The following is a 22,733-nucleotide window of genomic DNA, read 5'->3' as shown; positions in this document are numbered from 1 at the left end:
GGAGTGTCGGCATGGAGTATACGGAATACACGAAGTTTCTGGTTGGTTTGATTGCGGTGGTAAACCCTATTGGTGCTATCCCGATATTTCTGGCGATGACTTCCGACTTGAGTCTGCCTGAAAGAAAGAAAATTGTGCATGTGACGGTTACCGCGGTTGCAACCATTCTCTTGATTGCCCTCTTCTTTGGCGAAGCGATACTGGAATTTTTCGGTATTTCAATCAACTCTTTCCGCGTCGGCGGCGGCATTCTGATTCTGTTGATGGCGATTTCGATGATGCACACCAAAGGTGAAAAACCGATTCGCAGTAAAGAGGATGAATTTGATTCCGAGCAAAATGACTCCGTTGGTGTTGTGCCTTTGGCGATGCCGTTACTGGCTGGACCCGGAGCGATTTCCGCAGTGATTATCGAAGCGCATCGGCAAAGCGGTGTTGCCCATTACGGCTTTCTCGGATTGGATATTCTGATTTTATCCTTCTTGCTTTGGGTAACCTTAATGATGACGCCCTGGTTTTCGCGACATATCAGCCAGGTGGGGATCAATATCATTACTCGGATTATGGGACTATTGCTGGCGGCCATTGCGATTGAGTTTATCGCCAACGGTCTGAAGGGACTCTTTCCCAGTCTCGCCTGATTCATCATTGCGTAGTGTTATCGCATGCGAATTGGATGTTGGACTGGCGGTTTTCCGAAGATGCTGAACGCCGTGGTTGACGCAACATCCAAGATGGTTTCCACGTGAAACCTGCTGACGTGATCCACGGCGATTAGTGCTTGATGTAAATCAAGCGGTTAATGAATAGTTTCCATCCGTGCCGGGCAAGTGCTAAAAAGAAAGGATTGAATTCATTCAGACTGAAATACTCAGTCTTTCCGTTCGCTCGATCCGTTTTAATGCTGGAGGCGTTATGTCAGAAGTTCTCCCTGTTGTGAATTATTGGCTACTGTTTTTTATCGGTGTGATTTTTTTGGCTCTTCAGCTGCTGACTCAGATGCACTGGCTGAAAATAATCGGTTTAAGTTTGCTTATTGTCGGCGCCAGTACTCTGGTGTTCGATATTAAAGACGGCTTGTTTCAACTGATTTGGTTGTTGATTATGGCGTTTTTGCTCTATCAGGTTGGGAAAAACGGGCGTAGTAAGGTTTGGGTCGCGGACGAGCACCCCGAAGGGGGAACTGGAGTTATTTCACGTGTGGATGGCGAGCTCAAAGTAATATATAAAAATAAATCCTGGCCTATTGTCACCGATGAAGAGCGTCTTCATCCCGGAGATCATGTGGTCGTTTTGGAAATTATAGATGACAAGGCAACCGTAGAGTTGCTATCAAGGAAATCGGTACATGCAAAAAATTAAGTACCTGAACTGGGCGGGCAGTCTATTTATCGGCTTGGTAGTCTCGGGAATCGCAGGTTGTCAGCAGCAACAGGAAACACCGGAAACCCCTTTATTAAAGGTCAAAACGGTATCAATTCAGCAAACTCAGCAGCAAACTCAGTGGTATTTAAGCGGTACCTTGCAGGCGAAAACCACGGTCGATCTGGCATTCCGAGTTGCGGGTGAAATCGCGCAAGTGAATGTGGATCTGGGCGATCGGGTGGAAGCGGATCAGCTGTTGGTACATCTCGATCCGGCGGATTATCAGTTGTCGGTCACCTCCGCTGAGGCGAATATTCGCGCGACAGCGGCAGAAATCAACCAAACCCGCTCCGACCTGAAACGTATCACGGCACTTCAACAGCGAAAACTGGCTTCCGAGCAGGCGAAGCAGCAGTTGGAAAATCAGCTTAAGGCGCTTGAAGCGCAGCAAAAAGCCAATCAGCAGCAACTGCTGCAGGCGCAGAATCAGCTCAACTATACTCAGCTTAAAGTACCGGTCAGCGGGATTATTCGCGCAAAACTGGTTGAGGCGAATCAGGTGGTCAGCGCCGGTCAGCCGGTTCTGCAACTGATTGCCGACGGAAAACGCGAGGTGGCGGTAGATGTCCCGGAAAACCGTCTGGCGTCTTTACCGAAACAGGGACAAATCCGTCTTCAAGAGCATGACTATCCGGTCGAGTTGCGCACGCTTGAGCCGCAAGCCGATGCTGCGAGCCGAACCTGGACAGCTTTCTATCGTCTTGCGGAGTCGCAAGCGGTCAATGCTTTGCCGCTGGGTCAGACGGTGCGGGTGCAGTTTTCTCAAATTCAGAGTGGAATCCGTCTGCCGCTGAGCGCGCTGTACGAGCAGGGTGACTATCGCTCGGTATGGCTTCTGCAGGATGGGAAAGCCAAGCGTGTTCCTGTTCAGATACTACGTATCAACCGTGACTCGGCTTGGGTCGCCGGAGAATTTCCTGAAAACAGTAAAGTGATTGCGCTTGGGGTGCATCTGCTGTCGGAAGGACAGGCGCTTGAGGAGATGCCTTAGTGTCGAATCAGCCTTCAAAATGGAATTTATCTGCACTTGCGGTGCGAGAGCAGAGCGTTACGCTGTATTTTATTATCGTTGTGGCATTGGCCGGAATCTACGCTTTCCTGTATATGGGGCGAGCCGAGGATCCCAGTTTTGACCTGAATACCATGGTGGTGTCTGCGACCTGGCCGGGAGCGACAGCGCGTGAAATGCAGGAGCAGGTCGCCGATCCGATGGAAAAGCGTCTTGAAGAGATTGCCTATTTCGATCGGGTTGAAACCAAGTCCCGTCCCGGACGAACCGATTTGCTGGTGATCTTTGCGCAGGACACGCCGAGCGGTATGTCGCAGGATCTCTACTACCAGGTACGCAAACGCCTGAATGATCTGGCACCGACCCTGCCGCAAGGCGTTCAAGGCCCTTTCTTCAATGACGACTTCGAGGACGTCTATTTCACACTGTACAGCCTGACGGCGCCGGGATGGTCACATCAGGAACTGGTTCAGGTTGCAGATGAGATGTCGGTGGCCTTGCGCCGTGTGGATGGGATCAAGAAGGTCAATCTGATCGGCGAGCAGCCGTCGAAAGTCTTTATCGATTTCGATCAGGAAAGACTGTCGCAGATGGCGCTGGATATCAATACGCTACAGGAGCAGATTGCTGCACATTTGCAGAAAACTTCCGGCGGATTTATTGAGTCCAACGGCCCGCGAGTTTATTTGCGTGCGCCACAAAACGGCCGGGAACTGACCGTATCCGAAATTGCGGCTTTGCCGCTCAGTATCAACGGCACGACGATCCGTTTAAGTGATGTCGCCGAGGTTTATAAAGGTTATCAGTCTCCTGCGAGCTATCTGATCCGCGACAAGGGTGAACAAGCGGTTCTGGTCGGTGTTGTCATGGCGAAAGGGGTGGACGGTCTGAAGCTGGAAAAGAGCCTGATCGACTTTGAGCAATATTATATTCATCAGCTACCTGCCGGTGTTTTGCTGGATAAGGTGACCAATCAGGCCGATGCGATTCATGGCGCGGTCAGTACTTTTCAGCTTAAATTTGTAACAGCCTTACTGGTGGTTCTGGTGGTTAGCCTGCTGGCGCTGGGCTTGCGTGCCGGATTTATCGTCGCTTTGGCAGTGCCTCTTACGCTGGCGATGACATTTATGTTTATGTTCCTGAACGGTTTGAACTTCGATCGTATTTCATTGGGGGCGCTGATTATTTCGCTAGGCTTGCTGGTTGACGATGCGATTATCGCCATCGAGATGATGTTGGTGAAAATGGCCGAAGGGATGGAAAAAGCTAAAGCGGCTGCCTATGCCTGGAGTGTGACCGCCGCGCCGATGCTGGTCGGTACGCTGGTGACGGTAGTCGGCTTCCTGCCTATCGGTCTGGCCCAATCGCAGGTTGGCGATTATGCCGGTGGCATTTTCTGGGTGCTGGGAATGACTTTGATCGCTTCCTGGCTGGTCGCGGTCTATTTCACGCCTTATTTGGGCGTAAAAATGTTGCCAAAAGTCAGTAATCCGCATCAGGAACTGTTCGACAGCCGTTTTTACCGTTTTCTGCGTTCGGTTGTGCAGACCTGTGTGCGTTACAAAAAAAGCGTGGTTCTGCTGACGTTCGCAGTTTTCGTTCTTTCCGCGATTGCCATGAAAGATGTGGTTGAAAAGCAGTTTTTCCCGAGTTCCGACCGTCCTGAGTTGATGATTGATATCGCTATGCCGGAAGGAACCTCAATCGAAGCGACCGACAAGGTGGCGCTACGGGTAGAAGAGTTGATTAAAGGCCATCCTCAAGTCAAGTCGCTCTCCTCCTATATCGGTCAGGGGGCGCCGCGCTTCTTTCTGGCGTTGAATCCGGAACTCCCGAATCCGGCATTTGCCAAAATTATCGTCGTCACGCACGGTAAGGAAGAGCGTGATCAGCTGCAAGCGGAGCTACAGGCGCAAATTGATCAGGGACTTTTCCCGGAGGCTCGCGTTCGAGCGCATCCGTTGCTTTTTGGTCCGCCAGTGCCTTGGCCGGTGACCTTCCGTGTTGTCGGGCCGGATCCGGAGACCTTAAGAGCGATCGCCAAGCGTCTGCAAAATCTGATGGCCGAACAGGACTTTACCATCGATCCGCACCTGCAATGGGGGCAACGCTCTCTAGTCATGCGTTTGAAATTCGATAGCGAGCGCTTATTGCAACTGGGTATGACCCAGCAGCAGTTAATGGCGCAGTTGGATGCCCAGCTGCAGGGTTCGACGATTGGCCAGATTCGACAGGATAACCGGACACTTGAAGTGGTTCTGCGCTCGGATCGGCAAACACGGCGTAATCTCGGCAATCTTGGGGATATTCTGATTCGTACGCCTTCGGCTACCGTGCCGCTCAGTCATTTGGCTGAGCTGGTGCCGCAATATGAAGATATGTTATTTGATCGTCGCAATCGCGAATTGTTCTTGGCGGTTAACAGCGAAGTGACTCCGGGGATGCAGCCGCCGGTGGCGACTCAGAAACTTCTCGATGTCATGGGGCCTTTGAAAGACTCACTGCCTCCGGGTTACCGGATCGATGTCGGCGGATCGGTCGAAGAGTCGGCTAAAGCCGAAGCGTCGATTCAGGCGATGATGCCGTTGATGCTACTGATGATTACGCTGTTGCTGATGTTGTTTGTGCGCAGTTTCAGCAGTATGTTCATGGTGCTTCTGACGGCACCGCTCGGTTTAATCGGTGCCGTGGCGGCTCTGGTATTGTTCCAGCAGCCGTTCGGATTTGTCGCCAATCTTGGTTTGATCGGTCTGGCGGGCATACTGATGCGTAATACGCTGATTCTGACCGGGCAGATCGATGATAACGCCCGTCACGGGATGTCTGCTCACGAGGCTCTGGTGGATGCGACTCTGCGACGTGCCCGTCCGGTGTTACTGACGGCGGTTGCCGCTATGCTGGCGTTTATTCCGTTAACCACATCGACCTTCTGGGGACCTATGGCTTTTGTCCTGATTGGGGGTGTCGGTGTCGGTACTCTCTTGACCTTGCTGTTTTTACCGGCATTATATGCGCTTTGGTTCAAGGTTAAGGTTGCCTAAATGTCCTACCCAATTCCTGCCGAAGAGGCAGTGGCGGAAATAGAGATCAAGAAGAGTCGCTTTATTGCTTATGCGCGCGGTATCCAGAGTCGTGAAGAGGGTATGTTGTGGCTCGAGCAGATTAAACAGCAGTATCCCGATGCGCGGCACCATTGCTGGGCGTATCTTCTCGGTAATCCGAACTGTGCCGCCAATGCCGGTATGGGGGATGATGGCGAGCCTTCCGGAACGGCAGGAAAACCGATTTTGAATGTACTCCAGCATAAGGGGATCGGCGATATTATGATTATTGTCGTGCGCTACTTCGGAGGCATTAAGTTAGGTGCCGGTGGCTTGACCCGCGCTTACGGGCAGGCGGCGCAAGCGGTAATGGAAGTTCTGCCGACCGAAGAGCAGGTGCCTCAGCAGGTACTGACAGTGATTTGCGATTTTTCGCAGGAGCAGCAGGTTCGTTATCTCTGTCAGCAGGGGGAGGGGATGGTTGATTCTGTCGACTATAGCCAACAAGTGACTATGCATTTACAACTTCCGGAAGAAAATATTGCCGAGTTACAGGCGCAGCTGGATGCGATGGGCTGTGCTTACCGCGCTACTGATGACATCGAGTCGGCCTAGGTATTTGGCAGCTATCTAATTCTGTGAATGTTTTAGGGCTGACGATTATTATCGGTTTTTTTTTCGTTTTCCTTATCTGCTTTATCTTCCTTGCCAATTGACTTAAAGAATAGGTCGAGTAGAAAAATGCTACTAAAACCCACGCCTAAAATGATTGCGGCGCCGGTGATTGCTTTGATGATTTCAGATTCCATCGATTCTCTTCCTCTATTTGGTCGTTATTGACACTATATAGAAGGTTTCAAATCTGTCTAATATGCAGCTTGGTAAGCTTTTCGATCTGCTCGGAAAAAATCCTCTTCTGATTCGCTGCTTTCACCAATGGTATCTAGGATCTTCATCCAGAGCTAATAGTGTGTGCAGACTGCCCGCCACCGACTGGGCCAGAGGATCAAGGTTGTAACCGCCTCCCAAGGAAAAACTGATACGCCCGCCGCAAAGTGCCTCGGCGGAATCGATACAGCGCTGTACCAGACGGTTATAGCCTGCAACCGATAGCTGGTGACCGGCTAACGGGTCCTGCCAGTGGCCGTCGTATCCGGCAAAAACAATAATGTGTTCCGGTTTAAACTGTTCCAGCTTAGGGTGGATAACCTGATCGTAGACATCCAGATAGGTCTGATTACCGGCGCCTTTAAGGAAAGGACAATTCACATTGGTTCCTTCTGCATCACCGATTCCGGTAAAGCTTTCAAAGCCGGTCATCGGCCAGTAAGGGTGCTGATGGATGGAGACCGCCATAATCGATGGGTCTTTAATCGTCAGGTCCTGGGTCCCGTTGCCGTGATGGACATCAAAGTCGATAATTGCGACGCGTTTAACCCCGCGATACTTCTGCAACGCGCGTGCGGCAATGACATCGCTGTTAAAGATACAGAATCCCATCGCCTGGTCGGCTCTGGCATGGTGTCCGGGCGGACGCAGCAAGCCGAAACCGCGATCAATCTTGCGGTCATAGACCGCCAGGTTCAATTCGATATTGCCGCCTGCCGCCATCAGAGCGGCATCGTAGGTATGCTCATTGATATAAGTGTCTTCGCTATAAGCACTATAGAAGATGTCTTTTCCTTCTTCACTCAGCGTCTGTATTTCGAAAATGTATCCGGACTGATGTGTGCTGAGCAGTTCCTCCTGTGTTGCCGGGCGTCCCTTGACCGGCGTGAAGTGCTGCCAATAATTACGCCGACTTAACTCTTTATCAATCGCTTCAAGGCGTGCGGCACTTTCCGGATGGCCTTTGCGGTCATGTTTAAAGAACAGAGGATCGAGCAGAACACCGACACTATGTTTAGCCGGTGTTTGTGCCTGGAGACGGTTGCTGTGCAAGAGTCCCATTGAAGCGAGCAATGAGTATTGAATAAACTGACGACGACTGGATGGCATATTGAGACTCATCTGATAGTGGATCGGATTACTGCCTACTATATGAATTTGCGAAATCACTGTCATATAGAACAAAGTTATCGGTGAATTAAGTTTATTAGGAAGTGATAATCCGTTACTGCAAGCGGTTAAAAGCTTATAAATGTGCATAAGTTTGTGGATAAGGTGTGGGGTAAAGTGTATAAATGGGGTGGTGCGGTTTTTTTGCGATTTTTTGAGAAAAAAGTGAAAAAAAGGGTTGCGTTGTTTTTAGAAATCCCTAGAATACGCACCTGTCTTGAGGGGCAGCGTTAAGCCGGCTTCGAAAGACAAGAAAAATTTGGTGCTAAGTGATTGAGTTTGTTTGAGTTATTGGAATAGATAATGAGAGTAAGCGGGATGATTTAGCCGGTCGTTTTAAGTGTTTTAAAACGGTTGAAAATTTTCTGAAAAAAGTTTGAAAAAACATTTGACACGAAGATATCAACTCTATAAAATACGCGGCCTACCAACGAGGAACGCAGCGCGGATCGAGTTGGTTAGCTCTTTAACAATATGGTAATTCAGAGATAATTTATGTGGAAACTCTCTAGATGAGTGACCGATAAAAAATCTCGAAATTTATGACAATTATGTAATGGTAATAAGTTTACTTATTTATCATGCTTAACTTGTCAATTCCGAGTGTTTATATCCGGAGACGGAATTTAAATATATCTAGCAAGATTAAACTGAAGAGTTTGATCCTGGCTCAGAATGAACGCTGGCGGCAGGCCTAACACATGCAAGTCGGACGGAAACGATAGAGAGCTTGCTCTCTAGGCGTCGAGTGGCGGACGGGTGAGTAATGCCTGGGAATCTACCCTTTAGTTGGGGACAACATGTGGAAACGCATGCTAATACCGAATGTGCTCTACGGAGTAAAGGAGGCCTCTACTTGTAAGCTTTCGCTAAAGGATGAGCCCAGGTGAGATTAGTTTGTTGGTAAGGTAATGGCTTACCAAGACTGCGATCTCTAGCTGGTTTGAGAGGATGATCAGCCACACTGGGACTGAGACACGGCCCAGACTCCTACGGGAGGCAGCAGTGGGGAATATTGCACAATGAGGGAAACCTTGATGCAGCCATGCCGCGTGTGTGAAGAAGGCCCGAGGGTTGTAAAGCACTTTCAATTGTGAGGAAGGTAGTGTAGTTAATACCTGCATTATTTGACGTTAACTTTAGAAGAAGCACCGGCTAACTCTGTGCCAGCAGCCGCGGTAATACAGAGGGTGCAAGCGTTATTCGGAATTACTGGGCGTAAAGCGCGCGTAGGCGGACTGTTAAGTCGGTTGTGAAAGCCCTGGGCTCAACCTGGGAATTGCATTCGATACTGGCAATCTAGAATTTAGTAGAGGGAAGGGGAATTCCAGGTGTAGCTGTGAAATGCGTAGATATCTGGAGGAACATCAGTGGCGAAGGCGCCTTCCTGGACTAAAATTGACGCTGAGGTGCGAAAGCGTGGGTAGCAAACGGGATTAGATACCCCGGTAGTCCACGCCGTAAACGATGTCAACTAGCTGTTGGCCTTATTAAAAAGGTTAGTAGCGTAGCTAACGCGATAAGTTGACCGCCTGGGGAGTACGGTCGCAAGATTAAAACTCAAAGGAATTGACGGGGGCCCGCACAAGCGGTGGAGCATGTGGTTTAATTCGATGCAACGCGAAGAACCTTACCATCCCTTGACATCCAGAGAACTTTCTAGAGATAGATTGGTGCCTTCGGGAGCTCTGTGACAGGTGCTGCATGGCTGTCGTCAGCTCGTGTCGTGAGATGTTGGGTTAAGTCCCGCAACGAGCGCAACCCTTATCATTAGTTGCTACCATTTAGTTGAGAACTCTAATGAGACTGCCGGTGATAAACCGGAGGAAGGCGGGGACGACGTCAAGTCATCATGGCCCTTATGGGATGGGCTACACACGTGCTACAATGGGGGGTACAAAGAGCGGCCAACTGGCGACAGTGCGCGAATCTCAAAAAACCCTTCGTAGTCCGGATTGGAGTCTGCAACTCGACTCCATGAAGTCGGAATCGCTAGTAATCGCAGATCAGAATGCTGCGGTGAATACGTTCCCGGGCCTTGTACACACCGCCCGTCACACCATGGGAGTGGATTGCAAAAGAAGTAGGTAGCTTAACCTTCGGGAGGGCGCTTACCACTTTGTGGTTCATGACTGGGGTGAAGTCGTAACAAGGTAGCCGTAGGGGAACCTGCGGCTGGATCACCTCCTTTAAGATAAAAAGGTTTACGAGTCTAGACGAGTTTTCACATAAATTCTTTCTGAATTACCTGTTAGGGGCTATAGCTCAGCTGGGAGAGCGCCTGCTTTGCACGCAGGAGGTCTGCGGTTCGATCCCGCATAGCTCCACCAATTATTTGAGTTGGTAGTTTTACGGGCTCAACTATTGGGTCTGTAGCTCAGTTGGTTAGAGCGCACCCCTGATAAGGGTGAGGTCGGTGGTTCAAATCCACCCAGACCCACCAATTACTCAGTAAACCTGTTAATAAGGTTTTGAACAGAAGTTTGAAAGTTTATTAACAGTTTTATTTTGTGGTTGAGAAAAGGATGTTATAATTCCGCTTCTCAGTTCACGTAAACTGAAGTTCTTTAAAAATTTGGAATAACGTTGATATGACGCCGACTTTGTCATATCAATACGCTAATAAATTTCTCCAAAATTTATTAGCAATTGCTGGATTGTTAAACGTGAGTTTAATAATCAAAGTAATAGGTAACGCAATACTTAATTGAGATTACTCAAGTGTATTTGTGTCAGCGATGAACCTTAGTCATGGCAGCTCTCTAGACCTTAATGATGTTTACATCACACAAAAGGTTAAGGTTATTTTTGAGTTGTATAGTTAAGTGACTAAGCGTACACGGTGGATGCCTAGGCGGTAGAAGGCGATGAAGGACGTGATAGCCTGCGATAAGCGTCGGTGAGGTGGCAAATAACCTTTGACCCGGCGATTTCCGAATGGGAAAACCCATCCTTTATGGATATCCTCTTTGAGGAAGCTAACCCGGAGAACTGAAACATCTAAGTACCCGGAGGAAAAGAAATCAACCGAGATTCCCTTAGTAGCGGCGAGCGAACGGGGACCAGCCCTTAAGCAATTATTGAGTTAGCAAAATACTCTGGAAAGTGTAACGGTACAAGGTGATAGTCCTGTATGCGAAAACTCATTAGTTGTGAAATCGAGTAGGACGGAACACGTGAAATTCTGTCTGAACATGGGGGGACCACCCTCCAAGGCTAAATACTCTCTACCGACCGATAGTGAACCAGTACCGTGAGGGAAAGGCGAAAAGAACCCCTGGAGGGGAGTGAAATAGAACCTGAAACCGTGTACGTACAAGCAGTGGGAGCCCTTTTGGGGTGACTGCGTACCTTTTGTATAATGGGTCAGCGACTTACGTTATGTAGCAAGGTTAACCGAATAGGGGAGCCGTAGGGAAACCGAGTCTTAACTGGGCGAATAGTTGCATGGCGTAGACCCGAAACCGGGCGATCTATCCATGGCCAGGTTGAAGGTGCCGTAACAGGTACTGGAGGACCGAACCCACGTATGTTGAAAAATGCGGGGATGAGTTGTGGATCGGAGTGAAAGGCTAATCAAGCCCGGAGATAGCTGGTTCTCCTCGAAATCTATTTAGGTAGAGCCTCATGTCTCACTCCTGGGGGTAGAGCACTGTTATGGTCTAGCGGCCCGTCAAGGGTTAGCAGCCCATTGCAAACTCCGAATACCAGGAAGTGCAATCATGGGAGACAGACTGCGGGTGCTAACGTCCGTAGTCAAGAGGGAAACAACCCAGACCGCCAGCTAAGGTCCCTAAACACTACTCAGTGGGAAAGGATGTGGGAAGGCTTAGACAGTCAGGAGGTTGGCTTAGAAGCAGCCACCCTTTAAAGAAAGCGTAATAGCTCACTGATCGAGTCGGCCTGCGCCGAAGATTTAACGGGGCTAAGTAGTGTACCGAAGCTGCGGATGCGTTTTTACGCATGGTAGAGGAGCGTTCTGTAAGCCTGCGAAGGGGCATTGTAAAGTGTCCTGGAGGTATCAGAAGTGCGAATGCTGACATAAGTAGCGATAAAGGGAGTGAAAAGCTCCCTCGCCGAAAGACCAAGGTTTCCTACGCAACGCTAATCGACGTAGGGTTAGTCGACCCCTAAGACGAGGCCGAGAGGCGTAGTCGATGGGAAGCAGGTTAATATTCCTGCACTTTTTATGACTGCGATGGAGGGACGGAGAAAGCTAAACCAGCCTGGCGATGGTTGTCCAGGTTTAAGACGGTAGGCATGTATCTTAGGCAAATCCGGGATACTCTATGCTGAGAGTTGATGACGAGTCCTCTTTTGGACGAAGTGGTTGATGCTATGCTTCCAAGAAAATCTTCTAAGCTTCAGGTCATAAAGAATCGTACCCCAAACCAACACAGGTGGTCAGGATGAGAATTCCAAGGCGCTTGAGAGAACTCGGGTGAAGGAACTAGGCAAAATGACACCGTAACTTCGGGAGAAGGTGTGCCCCTGCCGGTGATGAGACTTGCTCTCTAAGCTAGTGGGGGTTGCAGAGACCAGGTGGCTGCAACTGTTTACTAAAAACATAGCACTCTGCAAAATCGAAAGATGACGTATAGGGTGTGACGCCTGCCCGGTGCCGGAAGGTTAATTGATGGGGTTAGCTTATGCGAAGCTCTTGATCGAAGCCCCGGTAAACGGCGGCCGTAACTATAACGGTCCTAAGGTAGCGAAATTCCTTGTCGGGTAAGTTCCGACCTGCACGAATGGCGTAATGATGGCCACACTGTCTCCACCCGAGACTCAGCGAAATTGAACTCGCAGTTAAGATGCTGCGTACCCGCGGCTAGACGGAAAGACCCCGTGAACCTTTACTACAGCTTTACACTGGACTTTGACCTTACTTGTGTAGGATAGGTGGGAGGCTATGAAACTGTGTCGCCAGATGCAGTGGAGCCATCCTTGAAATACCACCCTGGTAATGTTGAGGTTCTAACCTCGGTCAGTGAATCCTGATCAGGGACAGTGTATGGTGGGTAGTTTGACTGGGGCGGTCTCCTCCCAAAGTGTAACGGAGGAGCGCGAAGTTACCCTCAGCACGGTCGGACATCGTGCATTGAGCGCAAGAGTAGAAGGGTGATTGACTGCGAGACAGACACGTCGAGCAGGTACGAAAGTAGGTTCTAGTGATCCGGTGGTTCTGTGTGGAAGGGCCATCGCTCAACGGATAAAAGGTACTCCGGGGATAACAGGCTGATACCGCCCAAGAGTTCATATCGACGGCGGTGTTTGGCACCTCGATGTCGGCTCATCACATCCTGGGGCTGAAGTCGGTCCCAAGGGTATGGCTGTTCGCCATTTAAAGTGGTACGCGAGCTGGGTTTAGAACGTCGTGAGACAGTTCGGTCCCTATCTGCCGTGGGCGTTGGAGAATTGAGAGGGGCTGCTCCTAGTACGAGAGGACCGGAGTGGACGAACCGCTGGTGTTCCAGTTGTCATGCCAATGGCATTGCTGGGTAGCTATGTTCGGAAAGGATAACCGCTGAAAGCATCTAAGCGGGAAACCTGCCTCAAGATGAGTTCTCCCTAGACTTTAAGTCTTCTGAAGGGCCGTTGGAGACTACGACGTTGATAGGCAAGGTGTGGAAGTGCAGTAATGTATGAAGCTAACTTGTACTAATTACCCGTGAGGCTTAACTATACAACTCAAAAGTAACTTTTTAAGTTATGACTGAGGTTCAGACGCAAATACCTTGAGTAATCTAAGGTGCGTACCTAAAACAACAGCAAACGTTATTCTAAAGAATTTTGTGTGGCTGATCGAAGATCAGTCGTACAACACCGAATTGCTTGGTGACAATAGCAAGATGGAACCACCTGATCCCTTCCCGAACTCAGAAGTGAAACGTCTTAGCGCCGATGGTAGTGTGGGAGGTCCCATGTGAGAGTAGGTCATCGCCAAGCTTATATCCCGAAAAACCGCTGATTCCAGAAGGAACGGCGGTTTTTTTTTGCCTCAAATAAATCTCCTCTTCTGTTGCTCAGCGTTCCTCTGCTACCAGAAATGAAATCACCTTTCGAATGTTCTAAATCCCGGTAGCAGGTGAAAGTTCTGTTTAATGACTATTTTTCCTTGTTTTCTTGCAATGCATCTTTTAGATTGTTGCTCTTAATTGAGGAGTAATTTATGTTCGCGTCAAAAAATAATGAGGCCGGTTTGATCAGGTCAATTTCCAAATTTCCATGGATGTTACTGGTTATCGCTTTTCTGGTTCTGGCAGAACAGTTCGGAGTTTCTCTGGACAATACTATTTACGGTTATGCATTCATAACTATGGCGGTGGTCATTCTGTTTGTCGAGATGATGAAATCGGTGGATATCACGCCTCTGGGCTTCTTTATGGATATGTTCTGGGCCGTCTTTACGGTTATAGTCGCGACGTCGCTGTTAACTTACCTGTATTTCACCCCGGGAAAAGAGATTACTTTCTTCCATTGGCTCGGTTATGGAATCATTCTTTCTGATGCACTGCTAAATCCTTTCAACTCTTTCCGGTCCGCATTGCGTAATTTCGATGTAGGTTCTTAAGATGTCGACTGCTAACCAAAGCCTTTTAGGAAAAGAGACGCCGTATTGTGCGCAGTATGATGCTTCGCTGTTGTTCCCTATACCGCGTATCGAGAAAAGAGCCGAGCTGGACATTGATGAGAGTTCACTGCCGTTTACCGGTCTGGATATCTGGACAGCGTATGAGGTGTCATGGCTTAACGCAAAGGGTAAACCGATTGTCAGAGTGGCTGAGTTTGCGTTTCAGGTGGATTCCCCCAATTTAATTGAATCGAAATCTTTCAAACTTTATCTGAACAGTTTTAATGGCACGCGTTTCGAATCTGAAGAGGAAGTTGTCTCCCTGATGGAGAAAGATCTTTCTGTTGCGTCAGGCGGCCCTGTGGCTGTTGAATTTAAACCCTTAACGGGACATGAACTTCTGTTTGGCGATGTGGCCGGAGAGAACCTGGATGATTTGGATATTGATGTCGATCTTTATCAAGTCGATAGCTCTCTGTTGCAGCTGGAAGATGAAGAAGTAGATGATGAGACTCTAAACAGCCATCTATTGAAGTCCAACTGTCTGGTCACGGCACAGCCGGATTGGGGTTCGGTTGTTATCCGCTATAGCGGACGCAAAATCAATCGCGAAGCGCTGCTGAAATATATTATTTCTTTCCGCGAACACAATGAATTTCACGAGCAGTGTGTTGAGCGCATCTATATGGATATTATGCGTCAGTGCAAGCCGACGCACTTAACGGTTTATGCTCGTTACGTGCGTCGTGGAGGGCTGGATATCAACCCATATCGATCTAATTTCGAAGATGAGTTTGATATTTCGCGAACGATTCGTCAATAATGACCTCATGTTATTACACCGCACACAGGTCGTCGAACCCCTTGTTAACCATATTACGCTTGTGCGCGGTGAGTTAGTTGCCTACCTTCTATTAAATCGTTTCTAGTCAGAGTATTTCCTGTATTCGTTTTTCGAAGAATTTTTTAAGGAAATAGTATGGTAGAAATTGCATTTATCAGTTTTTTAACACTTTTCTTTTTTATTGGCGCGTCGAGTTATTTTGCCAGTGAAGGTACCACTGAAGATTATCTGGTCGCCGGAAAAAATGTTTCCGCCCCGTTGATCGGTTTGTCCGCTGTGGCCACGAATAACAGCGGCTTTATGTTTACCGGTATGATCGGTGCGACCTACAGTATGGGGTTGTCCTCGATCTGGCTAATGATTGGCTGGATACTGGGGGATTTTCTGATTCAGAACACTGCTGTCCGGCGGATTCGTGATATTGGTGCGAGCGAGCAGGTGCATTCATTCGGCGGTCTTCTGGTTCATTGGCTCTCTACGGATAAGCAAAACACCTGTTCCGAAACCGCCCGACACCGCCTACGCCAGTTTGTCGGTTTGATTACCTTATTGTTTTTGACGGTCTATGCCGCGGCTCAACTGAAGGCCGGAACCAAGGCCACGGAAGTGCTTCTGGATTGGGACAGCGATAGCGGCATTCTGATCGCTGCGGTCATTATCTTTGTCTACAGCCTGGTAGGTGGCCTGCGGGCCTCAATCTGGACCGATGTTGCCCAGTCAATCGTGATGCTGGTCGGCATGGGGTTGATGGTTATGTTTGGCTGGGTTTCGTTGAGTGAAACCGGGGGTTTTGTCAGCGCTCTGCAACAGGTTTCCGACCAGTATCTGAACTTGTTTCCGGAGTATAGCACGCTCTTCGGAGCGGGTTTATTCGTTCTTGGATGGGTGTTCGGCGGCATGGGGGTTATCGGCCAGCCGCATGTGGTCATCCGTTTCGTAACGCTTTCTGAGCAAAGCAGTGTCAGGCAGATGCAGATGTACTACTATTTCTGGTTTACCCTGTTTTACGGTTTGACCATTGTTGCCGGATTGATGAGCCGGGTTCTGGTTCCGGAGATCAGCGAGTTTGATGCCGAATTGGCCTTGCCGAGTTTGGCGCAAACCTTAATGCCGCAAATTTTTGTCGGTTTGATTCTCGCGGCGTTGTTTGCCGCTACCATGTCGACGGTCGATTCGTTGATTTTTGCCTGCTCGGCGTCATTGAACCGGGATTTCAGTACTCAGCCGAATCGCCGTCTATGGCTTAATAAGTTGGCCACATTTGTGATTTTGGCGATTGCCGTTATGATTGCGCTGTCCAATAATCAGACCGTGTTCAGTCTGGTGCTGGATACCTGGGGTATGTTGGGCAGTGCCTTTGGGCCGTTAATTATTTGGTTGGCGCTTCGCAGAAAGGTGACGGTTGCCGCTGCCTTTATGGCGATTATCGGTGCCATGCTGACTTTTGCACTGTTCGTTGTTAATGGCTGGTGGAGTGATGTTTATGCACTCACGTTCGGTTTTATCAGTGGCATCATAATTCTGGCGCTGCATGAGAGCGCAGCGCGTCAGAAAGAGACCTGAGCTCAATCGGCCTCTTATTCAGTGCTGATTGAGCCGATTTTGCCAAGAATCTGGTTGATCTGTTCTCTTTTTGGTCGATAACTGCGCGGAGCATCTGCGAGATCGCCGTCACTGAGTGAGCCGGCGCAGGTCAGACGCAAGACATCGGGTTGCTGCTTGGATTGCAGATAGAGGTGGACATAGTCCATTGTCGGACTTGGTTGCGAATCCGTGTCCTCTGCCCGGGCGCTGCCGACAAACAAGGGCTGCAGTCCTGCGTAAAGGCGGGTAGCGTTACGGGATGCAATTTCTTCGGCCCCGAGTGATACGCGGGTAATTGTAAACTGATCCGGCTTAATGATTTTAACCTGATCGGAAAGCGTCCGAACTTCCAAACGGCAGTGCTGATCGTAATGGTCAAATCCTCCGCCGGTTGCCTGGCCGTGTTGAATATAGCTCCGGGCACTGTCTGCACGAATGGTCAAAGGCTTTTTAAGGGTGAAGACTTCTCCTGCCTGAATGTCCATCATATGCTTCGGCGGGGCGGTATTGCAGGCATTCAGGGAGACGGTCGCCGCACCAATGAGTCCAGTCAATAAAATCGTCTTGAGATAAGTCATTGGATACCTCTTTCAATCAGGTGTGTGCTGTGCCATTCCTGAGCAGAACGGCTAAAGATTACATAATCGGTTATTCTATCTTTATCTTCAATAGCAGACTCTATACAAAAGATTGAAATCTTTGATTATTCCGTATTGAAAAGTAAATAAAATAGCTGTCCTATGTATGAATTTTTGACGTTTAAGCGTTTAATCAGTATCGATGTATTGATTGTTTTCTATTATCTCGGTGCAGTGGTTATGCCGTTGCTGATTTATAGCTGGCTGAGTGTTCTGTATCGGAAATATTTGGCCGAAGTCGTGCAGCAGAGTAAGCCTTTGATTCGTTCTGTGTTGAACCTGAGTGCAGGGCGTCGGTGGAGATGGGTGCTTCTGGGTGTTTTAATGTTTCTGTTTGCCGAGCTTTTATGGCGTCTGATGTTTGAGTATCTGATCGCGTTTATGCAGATGCGCGACGCTTTGGTGATGCCGGCATAGAGACCGTTATGAATTTTATATAGGGAGAGAGCATGTCTCTGGAGAGAGTGGAATACGGGATGGGTGATGCAACCTATCGTGCGGTTGGCGGCTACAGTGGTCTGGTGAAACTGGTGGACGAGTTTTACGGTGCAATGGAGGTTTTACCCGAAGCTCAGGTTATCCGGGCTATGCACCCTGAAGATTTACAGGTATCGCGAGACAAGTTAGTGCATTTTTTATCCGGCTGGATGAACGGTCCGCAGATTTATGCAGATAAATACGGATCGATTAATATTCCACAGGCGCATGCCCATCTTGATGTCGGCGAGGCCGAACGCGATGCTTGGCTTTTCTGCATGCAGGTTGCATTGGAAAAACAAGATTATCCATTGTCTTTGCAACAGTATCTTTTGACGGAGCTGTTCAGGCCGGCGGAGCGAATCCGTCAGGTGAGTAGTGAATCCCGGAACGCAAAGTGAGCAAATACGCACTCAGGCGCAGTGTGCATGTTTTAAAATCAACTAAGCTTTCTATCTTGAGCAGGCCTTGTGGTAAAATATGCGATTAGCCTGCGTTTTACCTTGGCGGATGAAGCCCGACGAAAACGTAGTAAAAACAAATTCTTATCTCGATTTTGTCGAGGCTTACCGTGTCGAAGGTCGGATGAGATTTCTCCGGCCAGTTTGGTTTAGGTAGTGATTTTCGGAATATTTTGAAGCATGGCTTCATTGCGAGCAATTTAATGGATAAAGCGTTTTCAATCTATGATGTGATTGTGGTTGGCGGAGGCCATGCCGGTACGGAAGCGGCCTTGGCGGCGGCGCGTATGGGACAGAAAACCCTGTTGTTGACGCACAATATCGATACTCTCGGACAAATGTCCTGTAATCCTGCGATCGGCGGGATCGGTAAAGGCCATCTGGTTAAGGAGGTCGATGCGATGGGCGGCGCTATGGCGCTGGCTACGGATATGGGTGGGATTCAGTTCCGTACTTTGAATGCTTCCAAAGGTCCTGCAGTGCGTGCCACGCGTGCGCAAGCCGATCGCCTGCTGTATAAAGCGGCGATTCTAAAGATGCTTCAACACCAGCCGAACCTGACGCTTTTTCAGCAGCCCGTTGAAGATATTCTGACCGAAGGGGATCAGGTGACCGGAGTGGTCACTAAGATGGGGCTTAAATTCTACTCGCGCCAAGTGGTATTGACTGCGGGAACCTTTCTGGCCGGGCGCATTCATATCGGCCTGCAAAACTACGAAGGCGGTCGTGCCGGAGATGAACCGGCAAATCGTTTAGCGGCTAAACTGCGTGAATTGGATTTGCCGGTCGGGCGTCTGAAAACCGGAACGCCTCCGCGAATTGATGCGCGTACCGTCGATTTTGCAAAAATGCAGGTGCAGCCGGGTGATGATCCGGCACCGGTCTTTTCCTATATGGGCAGCCGCGATATGCACCCGCAGCAGGTACCATGCTATATCACCTACACCAATGCGCAGACGCATGAAGCGATTATGGCGTCGTTGCACCAGTCACCGATGTATTCCGATCAGGGCGAAATTGACAGTGTCGGGCCGCGTTACTGTCCTTCGATTGAAGACAAGGTGATGCGTTTTGCCGATAAGGATCGTCATCAGGTGTTTATCGAGCCGGAAGGGCTTAACACCACAGAGCTTTATCCGAATGGTATCTCGACCAGTTTGCCGTTTGAAACCCAAATCCAGATCGTTCAGTCGATGGAAGGGATGGAGAATGCTCAGATTATGCGTCCGGGCTATGCGATCGAATATGATTTCTTTGATCCGCGCGGTTTGAAACCGACGCTGGAAACCCGTGCGATCAACGGTCTGTTCTTTGCCGGCCAGATCAACGGTACGACAGGTTATGAAGAGGCTGCGGCGCAGGGGATGCTGGCCGGTATCAACGCCGCGCGCCGCGCGCAGGAAAACGAACAGTGGTATCCGACCCGTGATCAGGCTTACCTTGGTGTATTGGTCGATGATTTGATTACCATGGGAACGAATGAGCCTTATCGCATGTTTACCTCGCGTGCCGAGTATCGTCTGATGTTGCGTGAAGACAACGCCGATCAGCGCCTGACACCGGTCGCCCGTGAAATGGGGTTGATTGACGATGGGCGCTGGGCGGCTTTTGAAGCGAAGATGGAAGGGCGCGAAAAAGAGGTGGAACGCCTGCAGCAGACATGGATCTATCCGACGCATGCCGAAGCGAAGCAGGCGGAAGCGCTGATGGATCTTCCGCTGAGTAAAGAGCAGACGCTTTTCGATCTTTTAAAACGCCCGAATGTTTCCTATGAGGCGCTTTCCGAACTGGACGTTTTCGGCGAAGGCGTAGAAGACCCGCAGGTAGTCGAGCTGGTTGAGATTGAGGCTAAGTATTCCGGCTATATTGCTCGTCAGATGGAGCAGATTGAAAAATTGAAGCGTTCGGAAAAAGTCGAGATTCCACAAGATCTTGATCTGGATAAGATTTCCGGTCTGTCGAATGAAGTTAAGCAGAAACTGCGCGATCATCGCCCAGCTAATTTGGGCATGGCCAGCCGTATCCAGGGAATCACCCCGGCGGCGGTTTCGATTCTGCTGATCGAAATTAAAAAACACCGCTCACAAAAAAGTGCCTGATTGATGATGCATAACGAACTTTCTCACTTGAGACCGAAACTGGAATCGGCACTGGAACTGTTGACACTCGAGTTGTCCCCACAGCAAGTCGATCTGCTGATGGAGTATCTTCTGCTGCTGCAAAAGTGGAATAAAGTCTATAATCTTACCGCGATCCGCGATCCTGAAGAGATGCTGACCAAGCATTTGATTGACAGTCTTGCCGTCGTTCCGCATATCGACAGCGAGTCGATCATCGATGTCGGGACCGGCGGGGGACTTCCAGGGATTCCTCTGGCGATCTGTTTTCCGGAAAGACGAATTGATCTGCTGGACAGTAACAGCAAGAAAACACGTTTTCTAATTCAGGCGAAAGCACAATTGGGGTTTGAATAACACCCAAGTGTGGCATAAACGGGTTGAGGAATATCAGCCGGAACCGTTGTATGATGCGGTGATTTCGCGCGCGTTCGCTTCTCTGGACGATATGCTTACTTGGACGCACCACCTGATTCCCGAAGGCGGTGTCTGGTGGGCGATGAAGGCGCAAAAAGAGACCGAAGATCTCGCCGGTTTGCCGGAGTATGCGGAAGTAACGCGAATCATCGAACTCCAGGTGCCGGGTCTGGATGCCCAGCGTCGCCTGATTCAGGCGCAGAAAAAAGCCGATTAAAACCATTATTCTCGAAAATAGAGCTTTAAAGGATCTTTTGTGGGAAGAATCATAGCCATTGCAAATCAGAAGGGCGGCGTCGGCAAGACGACGACGAGTGTGAACTTAGCGGCTGCGCTTGCCCGACTGCAGAAGAAGGTATTGTTGATTGATTTGGACCCGCAGGGGAATGCTTCGGTCGCTGTTGGTTTTGACAAGGACAGCGCGGAAAAAACCATTTACGATATCCTCGTAGATGAGGCCGGTTTCGACGAGGTGGTCAGCGAAATCGAAGAGGCTGGATTGGATCTTCTGGCTTCCAACGGCGATCTGACGGCAGCGGAAGTTGAGCTTCTGGAAGAAGATATGGGACCGACCCGGCTTTCCCAAGCTCTGAAGCCAATTAAAGAGCGCTACGATGTAATTCTGATCGACTGTGCGCCGAGTTTGAATATGTTGACGGTGAATGCACTGGTCGCTGCGGACGGTATTATTGTGCCGGTGCAGTGTGAGTATTTCGCATTGGAAGGCTTGTCGGCGCTGATGGATACGATCGAGACGGTGCAAAGCGAATTGAATCCGAAGCTGCATATCGACGGACTCCTCAGAACCATGCATGACCGCCGCAATAATCTGGCGAATGATGTCTCCAACGAATTGGTTAGTCATTTCGGTATGAAGGTTCTGCAAAGCATTATTCCGCGCAATGTGCGTCTGGCTGAAGCGCCGAGTCACGGCGAATCGATTTTTGACTATGATATGAGCTGCAGTGGCGCCCTGGCCTATCTGGCGCTGGCGAATGAAGTGGTTCGTAAAACGCAAATTTAATCCGAAGGGGAATTTCTGTGGTAAAAAAACGTTCAGGTATGGGAAAACGCGGTCTAAGCGCCATGTTGGGGGCTAAGCAGAAGTCGGAAAAGAATGTCAGCGATTTACGTGTCGAAAAGCTGCCTGTCGATCAGCTTAAGGCCGGACAATACCAGCCTCGCCAACAGTTCAATGACGATTCTTTGGCCGAGTTGGCCGCGTCGATCAAGGTGCAGGGTGTTGTACAGCCGATCGTAGTTCGCTCCCTGAATGACGATTCCTATGAAATTATTGCTGGAGAGCGCCGTTGGCGTGCCGCAAAACTGGCCGGACTGGAGCATGTTCCGGTTGTGATTCGTCAGGCCGATGGCCAGACGACACTGGCAATGGCGCTGATTGAAAATATCCAGCGTGAAAATCTGAATCCGATCGAGACGGCTATCGGTTTGAAACGTCTGCTGCAGGAATTTGAACTGACGCAGCAGGAAGTGGCGGATGCGGTCGGTTATTCGCGCTCGGCGGTATCGAATCTGTTGCGCCTGCTGAAACTCCCGGAGGCCATTCAACAAGCGTTGCATGACGGTAAGATCACCATGGGGCATGCGCGTGCGGTCATCAGTATGCCGGAGCCGATTCAGAATGATTTGGTTAAGAAGGCGGTTCAAAACGGTTGGTCGGTTCGCCAGATGGAGCAGGCGGCACAAGAAGTCTTGGTGCCATCAGCGGTCAAAAAAGCGGCTAAAGACGCTGCCAAACCGAAGTTTGAGTTCGTCGACCTCCATCAGGAGTCTCTAGCGAAGCGCCTGGATGCCAAGGTACAGATCAAGCACAAGGAAAATGGTCGCGGCAAGATTGAAATCAGTTACAAAGATGAAAAAGAACTGCAGCGACTGTCCGAACTTTTGACACAAAAGTGACACGGAATTCATACAGAAATATAAGAAACTCTAATAGATAACAATTAGCCGCTGACTAAATTTTATTAATTACAAGATATTGTATTTTTATATAAGTGGGTCGCAACAGGTTGTAGGTATTCGGTTCAATTTGTCTGACAAATGAAAAAGAGCCCTGCCATGCAAACGAAA

The 22,733-nt window shown here is 49.5% G+C and carries 18 protein-coding genes, 2 tRNA genes and 3 rRNA genes; 20 read left to right on the top strand and 3 right to left on the bottom strand.

Going from position 1 to position 22,733, the window contains the following annotated elements:
- Positions 1-11: 11 nt before the first annotated feature.
- The 5 genes from HQN79_RS11945 to HQN79_RS11925 all read left to right on the top strand — a co-directional run bounded on the left by HQN79_RS11945 (position 12) and on the right by HQN79_RS11925 (position 6,090).
- On the top strand, positions 12-641 hold the full coding sequence (locus tag HQN79_RS11945) for a YchE family NAAT transporter (RefSeq protein ID WP_173286833.1): 630 nt from the start codon (positions 12-14) through the stop codon (positions 639-641).
- A 274-nt stretch (positions 642-915) separates the two neighbouring features.
- Positions 916-1,362: an NfeD family protein gene (locus HQN79_RS11940; RefSeq protein WP_173286831.1), complete on the top strand. Its 447-nt coding sequence runs from the start codon at positions 916-918 to the stop codon at positions 1,360-1,362.
- Positions 1,349-2,416 carry an efflux RND transporter periplasmic adaptor subunit gene (locus HQN79_RS11935; RefSeq protein WP_173286829.1) on the top strand — a complete coding sequence of 356 codons (1,068 nt, stop codon included), beginning with the start codon at positions 1,349-1,351 and terminating at the stop codon, positions 2,414-2,416. Before HQN79_RS11940 ends, HQN79_RS11935 begins: the two co-directional genes overlap by 14 nt.
- Positions 2,416-5,475 (top strand): efflux RND transporter permease subunit, encoded by a 3,060-nt coding sequence (locus HQN79_RS11930; RefSeq protein ID WP_173286827.1) that lies wholly within the window; start codon positions 2,416-2,418, stop codon positions 5,473-5,475. Before HQN79_RS11935 ends, HQN79_RS11930 begins: the two co-directional genes overlap by 1 nt.
- Positions 5,476-6,090, top strand: coding sequence for a YigZ family protein (locus HQN79_RS11925; protein ID WP_173286825.1), 615 nt, complete (start codon positions 5,476-5,478; stop codon positions 6,088-6,090).
- A gap of 32 nt (positions 6,091-6,122) precedes the next feature.
- Here the strand turns inward: HQN79_RS11925 and HQN79_RS11920 are convergent, their stop codons facing one another.
- Positions 6,123-6,284 carry a hypothetical protein gene (locus HQN79_RS11920; RefSeq protein WP_173286823.1) on the bottom strand — a complete coding sequence of 54 codons (162 nt, stop codon included), beginning with the start codon at positions 6,282-6,284 and terminating at the stop codon, positions 6,123-6,125.
- A 121-nt stretch (positions 6,285-6,405) separates the two neighbouring features.
- The gene (locus HQN79_RS11915) at positions 6,406-7,539 is read right to left on the bottom strand and encodes a histone deacetylase family protein (protein ID WP_275284673.1); all 1,134 of its coding nucleotides are present in this window, start codon (positions 7,537-7,539) and stop codon (positions 6,406-6,408) included.
- A gap of 641 nt (positions 7,540-8,180) precedes the next feature.
- Between HQN79_RS11915 and HQN79_RS11910 the strand changes: the two genes are divergently transcribed.
- The 8 genes from HQN79_RS11910 to HQN79_RS11875 all read left to right on the top strand — a co-directional run bounded on the left by HQN79_RS11910 (position 8,181) and on the right by HQN79_RS11875 (position 16,511).
- Positions 8,181-9,724 (top strand): 16S ribosomal RNA (locus HQN79_RS11910).
- A gap of 63 nt (positions 9,725-9,787) precedes the next feature.
- A tRNA-Ala gene (locus tag HQN79_RS11905) sits at positions 9,788-9,863 on the top strand.
- A gap of 36 nt (positions 9,864-9,899) precedes the next feature.
- Positions 9,900-9,976 (top strand) — tRNA-Ile (locus HQN79_RS11900).
- 376 nt (positions 9,977-10,352) lie between these two features.
- Positions 10,353-13,216 (top strand): 23S ribosomal RNA (locus tag HQN79_RS11895).
- 148 nt (positions 13,217-13,364) lie between these two features.
- Positions 13,365-13,479, top strand: a 5S ribosomal RNA gene (rrf, locus tag HQN79_RS11890).
- The 16S, 23S and 5S rRNA genes sit together here with 2 tRNA genes alongside, the layout of an rRNA operon.
- A gap of 223 nt (positions 13,480-13,702) precedes the next feature.
- Positions 13,703-14,104 (top strand): hypothetical protein, encoded by a 402-nt coding sequence (locus HQN79_RS11885; RefSeq protein WP_173286822.1) that lies wholly within the window; start codon positions 13,703-13,705, stop codon positions 14,102-14,104.
- Between the two features lies 1 nt (position 14,105).
- Positions 14,106-14,927, top strand: a complete 822-nt coding sequence (queF, locus tag HQN79_RS11880; RefSeq protein WP_173286820.1) for an NADPH-dependent 7-cyano-7-deazaguanine reductase QueF — start codon at positions 14,106-14,108, stop codon at positions 14,925-14,927.
- A gap of 156 nt (positions 14,928-15,083) precedes the next feature.
- Positions 15,084-16,511 carry a sodium/proline symporter gene (locus tag HQN79_RS11875; protein WP_173286818.1) on the top strand — a complete coding sequence of 476 codons (1,428 nt, stop codon included), beginning with the start codon at positions 15,084-15,086 and terminating at the stop codon, positions 16,509-16,511.
- A 14-nt stretch (positions 16,512-16,525) separates the two neighbouring features.
- Here HQN79_RS11875 and HQN79_RS11870 read toward each other — a convergent pair whose 3' ends face one another.
- Entirely contained in the window at positions 16,526-17,110 is a 585-nt protein-coding gene (locus HQN79_RS11870) for a hypothetical protein (protein WP_173286816.1), read from the bottom strand.
- Between the two features lie 162 nt (positions 17,111-17,272).
- Between HQN79_RS11870 and HQN79_RS11865 the strand changes: the two genes are divergently transcribed.
- The 7 genes from HQN79_RS11865 to HQN79_RS11840 all read left to right on the top strand — a co-directional run bounded on the left by HQN79_RS11865 (position 17,273) and on the right by HQN79_RS11840 (position 22,562).
- Positions 17,273-17,587, top strand: a complete 315-nt coding sequence (locus HQN79_RS11865; protein ID WP_173286814.1) for a DUF4282 domain-containing protein — start codon at positions 17,273-17,275, stop codon at positions 17,585-17,587.
- Positions 17,588-17,619: 32 nt separating this feature from the next.
- Positions 17,620-18,048, top strand: a complete 429-nt coding sequence (locus HQN79_RS11860; protein ID WP_173286812.1) for a group II truncated hemoglobin — start codon at positions 17,620-17,622, stop codon at positions 18,046-18,048.
- A gap of 263 nt (positions 18,049-18,311) precedes the next feature.
- Positions 18,312-20,207: a tRNA uridine-5-carboxymethylaminomethyl(34) synthesis enzyme MnmG gene (gene mnmG / locus HQN79_RS11855; protein ID WP_173286810.1), complete on the top strand. Its 1,896-nt coding sequence runs from the start codon at positions 18,312-18,314 to the stop codon at positions 20,205-20,207.
- Between the two features lie 3 nt (positions 20,208-20,210).
- Complete coding sequence (gene rsmG / locus HQN79_RS12175) at positions 20,211-20,582, top strand: 16S rRNA (guanine(527)-N(7))-methyltransferase RsmG (RefSeq protein WP_338065237.1); 372 nt, start codon at positions 20,211-20,213, stop codon at positions 20,580-20,582.
- Positions 20,575-20,859 carry a 16S rRNA (guanine(527)-N(7))-methyltransferase RsmG gene (locus HQN79_RS12170; RefSeq protein ID WP_338065236.1) on the top strand — a complete coding sequence of 95 codons (285 nt, stop codon included), beginning with the start codon at positions 20,575-20,577 and terminating at the stop codon, positions 20,857-20,859. The genes rsmG and HQN79_RS12170 overlap by 8 nt, the downstream gene beginning before the upstream one ends.
- A 39-nt stretch (positions 20,860-20,898) precedes the next feature.
- The gene (locus HQN79_RS11845) at positions 20,899-21,666 is read left to right on the top strand and encodes a ParA family protein (RefSeq protein WP_173286808.1); all 768 of its coding nucleotides are present in this window, start codon (positions 20,899-20,901) and stop codon (positions 21,664-21,666) included.
- Positions 21,667-21,683: 17 nt separating this feature from the next.
- Positions 21,684-22,562, top strand: a complete 879-nt coding sequence (locus HQN79_RS11840) for a ParB/RepB/Spo0J family partition protein (RefSeq protein WP_238843383.1) — start codon at positions 21,684-21,686, stop codon at positions 22,560-22,562.
- Positions 22,563-22,733 lie beyond the last annotated feature (171 nt).

Source organism: Thiomicrorhabdus xiamenensis, assembly GCF_013282625.1.
In the GTDB taxonomy this organism is placed as follows: domain Bacteria; phylum Pseudomonadota; class Gammaproteobacteria; order Thiomicrospirales; family Thiomicrospiraceae; genus Thiomicrorhabdus; species Thiomicrorhabdus xiamenensis.
This window is presented reverse-complemented; position numbering and strand designations above follow the sequence as displayed.

What these genes read in the sequence shown, in the direction of transcription:
- HQN79_RS11935 (WP_173286829.1), top strand. Translation starts at nt 1,349, where the DNA reads ATGCAAAAAATTAAGTACCTGAACTGGGCGGGCAGTCTATTTATCGGC.
- HQN79_RS11915 (WP_275284673.1), bottom strand. Translation starts at nt 7,539, where the DNA reads ATGACAGTGATTTCGCAAATTCATATAGTAGGCAGTAATCCGATCCAC.
- HQN79_RS11940 (WP_173286831.1), top strand. Translation starts at nt 916, where the DNA reads ATGTCAGAAGTTCTCCCTGTTGTGAATTATTGGCTACTGTTTTTTATC.
- HQN79_RS11860 (WP_173286812.1), top strand. Translation starts at nt 17,620, where the DNA reads ATGTCTCTGGAGAGAGTGGAATACGGGATGGGTGATGCAACCTATCGT.
- queF (WP_173286820.1), top strand. Translation starts at nt 14,106, where the DNA reads ATGTCGACTGCTAACCAAAGCCTTTTAGGAAAAGAGACGCCGTATTGT.
- HQN79_RS11865 (WP_173286814.1), top strand. Translation starts at nt 17,273, where the DNA reads ATGTATGAATTTTTGACGTTTAAGCGTTTAATCAGTATCGATGTATTG.
- HQN79_RS11875 (WP_173286818.1), top strand. Translation starts at nt 15,084, where the DNA reads ATGGTAGAAATTGCATTTATCAGTTTTTTAACACTTTTCTTTTTTATT.
- rsmG (WP_338065237.1), top strand. Translation starts at nt 20,211, where the DNA reads ATGATGCATAACGAACTTTCTCACTTGAGACCGAAACTGGAATCGGCA.
- HQN79_RS11945 (WP_173286833.1), top strand. Translation starts at nt 12, where the DNA reads ATGGAGTATACGGAATACACGAAGTTTCTGGTTGGTTTGATTGCGGTG.
- HQN79_RS11920 (WP_173286823.1), bottom strand. Translation starts at nt 6,284, where the DNA reads ATGGAATCTGAAATCATCAAAGCAATCACCGGCGCCGCAATCATTTTA.
- HQN79_RS11925 (WP_173286825.1), top strand. Translation starts at nt 5,476, where the DNA reads ATGTCCTACCCAATTCCTGCCGAAGAGGCAGTGGCGGAAATAGAGATC.
- mnmG (WP_173286810.1), top strand. Translation starts at nt 18,312, where the DNA reads ATGGATAAAGCGTTTTCAATCTATGATGTGATTGTGGTTGGCGGAGGC.
- HQN79_RS11885 (WP_173286822.1), top strand. Translation starts at nt 13,703, where the DNA reads ATGTTCGCGTCAAAAAATAATGAGGCCGGTTTGATCAGGTCAATTTCC.
- HQN79_RS11870 (WP_173286816.1), bottom strand. Translation starts at nt 17,110, where the DNA reads ATGACTTATCTCAAGACGATTTTATTGACTGGACTCATTGGTGCGGCG.